The sequence below is a fragment of the Methylocaldum sp. genome (assembly GCF_039794385.1).
In the GTDB taxonomy this organism is placed as follows: Bacteria; Pseudomonadota; Gammaproteobacteria; order Methylococcales; family Methylococcaceae; genus Methylocaldum.
Map to the genome: position 1 here is coordinate 1 of NZ_JBDIVO010000271.1, position 6,243 is coordinate 6,243.

At 55.5% G+C, this 6,243-nt stretch carries 4 protein-coding genes; 2 read left to right on the top strand and 2 right to left on the bottom strand.

Annotation, left to right across the window (positions count from 1 at the left end; all coding sequences use genetic code 11):
• The coding region (locus tag ABJK70_RS18365) for a hypothetical protein (RefSeq protein ID WP_347258710.1) at window positions 1–1,454 on the top strand (1,454 nt) is incomplete at its 5' end.
• Window positions 1,451–3,649 (top strand): BREX-2 system phosphatase PglZ, encoded by a 2,199-nt coding sequence (gene pglZ, locus ABJK70_RS18370; protein ID WP_347258711.1) that lies wholly within the window; start codon window positions 1,451–1,453, stop codon window positions 3,647–3,649. The genes ABJK70_RS18365 and pglZ, both read left to right, overlap by 4 nt.
• 309 nt (window positions 3,650–3,958) lie before the next feature.
• Here the strand turns inward: pglZ and ABJK70_RS18375 are convergent, their stop codons facing one another.
• Together ABJK70_RS18375 and ABJK70_RS18380 are read right to left on the bottom strand one after the other, a co-directional pair.
• Entirely contained in the window at window positions 3,959–4,894 is a 936-nt protein-coding gene (locus ABJK70_RS18375; RefSeq protein WP_347258712.1) for a hypothetical protein, read from the bottom strand.
• Between the two features lie 215 nt (window positions 4,895–5,109).
• Window positions 5,110–6,243: IS1380 family transposase (locus tag ABJK70_RS18380; protein WP_347258713.1), on the bottom strand; the 1,134-nt coding region annotated here is incomplete at its 5' end.

Genomic DNA, 6,243 nt, shown 5'->3' on the forward strand with positions numbered 1-6,243 from the left:
GGGAGCAGGCCCGAGTGTTGCTCAGCAACCAACGGGATCAATTGCGCCAGTTTATTCGCAACTGCCTGCATACGGCGTATGGCCTGCACGATATCGCCCGCGAAGCCATTGATCCGGTACAGACCGTCGACGAACATTTCTATAGCCTCGATCCCTCCTTGATACTGCGTCCGCCAGTGGCCGCCAACTTCAAGGATGCTTTCGAAAAGCTGGCGGAACAGGCTCTCGAGTACGAATTTCCTGCCCATCCGCATTTTGACAGCGAACCGCGCCCGGCGGCGATCAAACGGCTGGCCGAGGTTTTGGTCGCGGCGACTCAACGGCCGGCGCAGCGCATCGAACTTGAACCGTCGCTGCGTGAAGATGCCAAGCGGATTGTCCCAAAACTGGAACTCGCCGAGGTCGGCGAGGCGGCGCTCCAGTTGCGGGACGATTGGTCTCAACATTTCACTCGGCAGATTGCCCAACAAGGAGGACGGGAGCCGACGATCCGCGATGTTCGGCGCTGGCTGGACCTGCCACGCAGCCGGGGGCTCCGAGACGACTTGCAAGACCTCATTATTCTGACCTGGCTGGCGAAAACCAATCGATCGCTCTACCGCTCGGGCCAACTATTCCGCGGAGAGATCGGCAACCTGCCGAATGATTGTGAGGTACGCGAGCAACTCTTGCCGTCTCTCGAAGACTGGGAACGAGCTACAAAGCTCAGCGGGGCCATTCTCGACCGGGCGATGGCGGGCCTTTACCGTTCGGCGCCAGGAGTGGCGGAATTTGCACGGCTGGCTCGAGCCAAAATGCGCGACACAGCGGCCTATGTGGCGAGCTACCTGCGTGTCATCAGCACCATCACGAAAGCTTTGGATGCAACGGCAATGGTACCGAACGAAATGTCGTTGCGAGATTACGGCGCCACGAAATTACGCGATTTGTTGGCGGCTATTGAAGGCTGTTCATCGGATTTCGAACTGGTGAACCTTATCGCCCGCGTGGAGTGGAGCGCTGAAGAAGAAGCCGAGGCGCAAGCTATTCTGGCGAACGCCCAGGACTTGGCGCGCGTTGAGGCGAATCACCATCTCGTAACTAGCCTAAACATCATTGTTTCCGGGGCAGGAGAATTTGCCGCGCGTGCTGGCGTTACCCTCGAACATCTAGCTCATGCTGTTTTGCAGTATGAGTACGTGACTCCCCTGGTGCAGGCGGTAAAGCGGTTCGAGCAAGAAGCCATGGCGCTCATGGCGGATGTCGCGAATAAATCCACTCCTCCGGTGAGCCCGCCGAACACCGGAGCGGATCCCCGACCGATAGCACCGGATAATCAACAGCCAGTGCATCGCATTGAGCAAAACCGCCTTTCGAAACAGGCAGCCCTGAAAACTTTATCGGACGCGATGGCTTTTATCGAACGTTTGGAATGTTCGACCGTGGATGTTCAGATCATCATACATGAGGAATGATGAAGATTCCGGCGCACCAGATTGCCTTGCTGGCAAGACAAGCCCATGAGGCCGATCGCTCGGCACCTTTTATTTTGTTGCGGCTGGCACCGGATGCTTGTACGGACGAAGCTGTCGATGTGAATGCCGCCACCTGGCCAGTGGTGGGCTGCCGCTCACCGCTTGCGGTTCGCCACGTGATGTTCCGGTACTCCAAGAGTACCGCTCCGGTCATTCTATTATTCGACGGTTCAGATCATGATCTCGGCGCTGATGTTCTGGCCCGTTGTGCGAAGCGCCGGGTGATTGCCCATAATGTTTGGCAAAGTGTTGTTGTTCTTTTTCGAGCAGCACAGGTCGACCCACGTTTGGTGAAGCACCGGTGGTTGGCGGAATTGCTGATTCGCTACATGCCACCCGGAGGTTTCGCGCCGGTGCGATCGCTGGTATTGGACGAAGAGCGTGCTTGGAAAGAGCTTTTTAAGATAGTCTTCGGTTTTGATATTTTCCCCCCGTCCGCAACGGACCTTTTGCGATGGGCTGGCGACGGCCTACGACGGGATCAGTACCGCGCGCTGGATTCGATTGCTCAGCAAGAGGTTCTGCTCAAGCTGCAAGAGCAGGTTGGGCAATTCGTAAGTTTCATTTTTGCGGCCATCAACACGGGTAGGGCCGATGACCTTCTGGCGGTGGGGATGCTTTGTGAAACATTGGCAGATCCTGATCCAGGGCTTGTTGCTGTGCAAGCACAAGTCACGGCACGGCTCGAAATCCTTTTCGGTGGGCTTACGCCCGACTCAGGGACTGTTGATGCATTGGCTAGGGCCGCTTCCCTGTTGTTTGATACCTCCGTTGAACACGAGCGACGGGAGCAGATAAGCCGTTTTGAAATACTAGTGGCGCAACTAAAAGCGGAACTGTTGGCGGTAAAGGCCCGCTATGGCGAGATTGGCTTTGTAAGCAAGCTGGAGAATTTCGCGAAAGCACTCACCGAGCGAAACACCGATCACGCGAGAGAGTGTCTAGCAGCTCTCCAGAATCACCGGGGACCCGTGCTTTCCGAAGACCGCATTCAGCGATGTCGAATGGCACTCAACCTGCTTAATTGGCTTAACAGCCATGGGGATGATCATACCGATAGGCTTTCCGAGTTGGCCTCGATATATCGACAGAATTTGGCTTGGGTGGACTGGGCGAGAACTGTACTCTTGGAAGGCGATGACTTCGCCGCACTCGCCCGTGCTTTTGCCCAATTGCGGGATGCAGCACGAATTCGACGGGCTTCTTTTGATCGAAAGTTTGCGGAAGCGCTGGTATCGGATAAGCCTGATGGTCACCGATTGGCTTACATTGAAGATGCTATTGAGCGTTTTATCGCCCCGGCCGCTTCAGCAGGGCGCGTGCTGTTAATCGTTATCGACGGGATGAGCCTGTCGGTATTCCTGGAACTAAACTACAGCCTCCTGGAACATGGATGGCAACAGTATGGCATTCAGGATCTGCAGCAGCCGACCTTGTTGGCTATGTTGCCTTCCACGACAGACGCTTCGCGAACTTCGCTGTTGTCGGGGCGCGCCTGCACCGGAAATGCTGCATCCGAGCTCACCGCATTCAGCGCGCATCCTCGGCTTTTGGCGCACTCCATTGCCGGAAAGCCGCCTCGCCTATTCCACAAAGCCAGCTTGCTGGACGGCTCTGGTCTAACGATCTCGGACGATTTGCGGCAAGCGTTGAGCGATACCCGACAACGAATTGTAGGTGTTGTCATTAACGCGGTGGATGATCACCTAATGAAAAGCGAGCAAATCCGTCTTCGCTGGGAACTTAGCCAGTTCCGAGGACTCGACGCCCTGCTAGCGGAAGCTCGATCATCTGACCGAACCGTTATTGTTACCAGCGATCACGGCCACATTCTTGACCAAGATACCAGTCTGGTCGCAAACAGTCCTAATGCTCGATGGCGCGAGCCGAATCTGGAGCTGCACGACGGTGAAATCAGTCTTGCTGGAAGCCGGATTAACGCCGCTACTGGGTTAAACGAGGTCGTGCTGGCTTGGAGCGAAAAGCTCCGATATGCCTCAAAACGTAATGGATATCACGGTGGTTGTTCGCCTGCGGAAGCGTTAGTGCCGATCGCGGCCTATCGATCTGGCATAGGGGCTGATTCGGCCGGAGAATTAAAGGAGGAAATAGCGCCGGAATGGTGGATTACATAAATATGACAAATTCCGAACAGAACTGGCATCCATATGTTAGTGCTCACTCAGAATTGATCACTTTACCCATCTTCGGCCCACCTGAGCTACGCACGTTGGAATAGGCGTAGTCATTGGATTGATTATTCCATCGTTACGGTTATTGCTTCGGCAATTAAAGAGTAATTTTCAATGAGTGCAAATCATCGCATGTTATTGATTTAACAAGATGATTATGGAAATCAATCCAGAGCATGATTTTGATTTAACTGCCGAAGCAATAGCACAATCCATTGAAGGCAATTACGGGGCAGAATATGTCCACTATGCTCAAAGCATAGGAATTGGAAACTGTAAGTATCTCTGAGAGGATGTGATTGTTAGGGATCGCGTTGCTCGAGATATCGCTACGTAAAATAGCTTTGCTTGCGCTTTCTGTTCGTTGATGAAGTGGGTGGCATCAGGGACCAGGACATGGTCAAATTCGAGGCCTTTTAACAGCAACGGCGTCGAGACGGTGCGCTTTGGAAGCTGACGGCCTGTTAAGCTCAATCTTTGGCGAACTTTACTAACTGCATCGTACATCGAGGTTGATCGGCCTGTGGCGACTTCGGAAAGCGCTCGTTCTGCATCTCGCCAAAGCTCATTCCGAAACAGGCGCCAACGAGAGTACTTTCGAGAGAGTGTAACCAGGCTGCGGGCGGCTTCGGCTCCGTTATCATCTGTAGCAAGACGATTGGCCGCCGCATTTATTTCCTCGATCAAATCGATATCGGCTTGATTCTCAGGCTCGTTTGGTTCGATGTCATTCTTGTGAAAGCAGTCGTCCAAGAGGTGTGTAAACGCTATGAAGCGCTCATCTGGATCGCTTGCCTGATCCCAAGTTCTCGCAAATTCGCGCAACCGGTTGGCGGCGATTTCCTCAATGGCTTGATATGCTCCGCGAGTTGATTTAGCCAATCTGTAGCAAAGCCTTTTATTGCAGTGAATCGCAGCGAAGGAGCCTTCCTTGCTGTCAAGACCGTCAAAAAAGGCGTTCATGTCGAAGGCGTCCTCCGCACATCGGTACGTGATGGGGCCGGACTCTAGGTCGATGACTTCTCCCTGAATCAGTTTTTCCCGCGTTTCGGCAATCCACCGGCCGAGTTCGGGGTTCTTATCAGCCCAGCGGTGGGGGGTCTCCAGTCTCACGACCAGTGGAAAGTGCGGGTGGATCGTGTAATCCCAATTAAGGTTGGCCTCAGCGAACTCAAAGATACCCTGCATCGGATCACCAAAGATGACAGTCGGAACGATAGAAGATAGAGCTAGCCTGAATATTTCATCAGGACCTCAGTGAAGGTAGGAGGCCGGTCGCGTTCTGGGTTCGGGACCAGAAAAAGGCGTGTTGAGTGCTCGTTTGGGGTGAAAGTCTGAATTTCAGGCAAACGTCCCCCTTACCCCCAGAGAATCAACGTGCCGGGGAACCCACTCGGCCCGGCTCAGCCGGGGGCAAAGCGCTCGGCGATGTGCCAGAACAGCGCCTGCCAGGGGTAAGCATTCGGCAACAGGAAGCGAATGCGACGGGTATTTCGAAGGATCACGCCACCGATTTTGAGGAGCTTGCCCCTGAGAGTGGAACACTGCGCCCGAGCGAGTTCGGTACCGGCGAGGCCGAGGCGACGAAGGGCTTCCAACAAGAGGTAGCCGAGCGAGGCGAGCAGCAGCCGGAATTGGTTGGCCCACCAGACGTGACAACTGGTGCGGTCCGCGAACAAGCCGAGTTGCTGTTCCTTGATCCGGTTTTCCATGTCGCCCCGCGCACAATAGACGTCTTCGTACAGCGCTTGGGAGTCGCCCGCCAGGTTGGTGACCAGGAACCTTGGATTTTCGCCTTGGGGTCCATGCTCGGCTTTGAGGATCACCTGGCGGGGGTGTTTCCAGGTGCCGGCGGTATAGGCAAACTCACCGAAGACCCGCTGTTTTTCCGAGGTGGCGGCAAATTGGGTTTGCGCTGCCTGGCGCCAAGGCGCCGCAAGCTTCAAAAGGCGGTTGTTCTTGGCCAGGCCCACGAGATAACCGACGCCGTGGCGTTCGCACCAGGCCAGAATCCGCCGTCGGCAGAAGCCCGAATCGGCCCGGAAGATGATTTTCACCTCGGGCCAGACGGCACGCAGCCGTTGCACCAGAGCTTTCAGGATCGCCCCGGCGTGCTTGGCCGCGTCGATCTTCGAGGGCCTGAGATAGCTGACCAACAACTGATCGCCGCAAAAGACGTAAAGCGGCAGGAAGCAATAGTGGTCATAGTAGCCATGGAAGAACCGGCCTTCCTGATGCCCATGGACCGGATCATCGGTCGCGTCGAAATCCAGGATGAGCTGATCCGGCGGCGTCGGAAATGAAGCGATGAACTGCTCGACAAACACCTCATGGATCGCCAGGGCCGCCGCCCGATCCATCCGGTTTTCCAAGCGGCACAAGGTGGGGCTGGAGGCACCGGGCGACAGCCGTTCACAGGCCGTCTGCAACGCCAGGTCATGGCGCCAGGTGTCGTGATCGTTGAGGTCTTCATAGCCTTGGCACAGGCCATAAACCCGCTGTCGCAGCAGGTGGAGCACGGCGTGGGCACACCGGCT

What these genes read in the sequence shown, in the direction of transcription:
- pglZ (WP_347258711.1), top strand. Translation starts at nt 1,451, where the DNA reads ATGATGAAGATTCCGGCGCACCAGATTGCCTTGCTGGCAAGACAAGCC.
- ABJK70_RS18375 (WP_347258712.1), bottom strand. Translation starts at nt 4,894, where the DNA reads ATGCAGGGTATCTTTGAGTTCGCTGAGGCCAACCTTAATTGGGATTAC.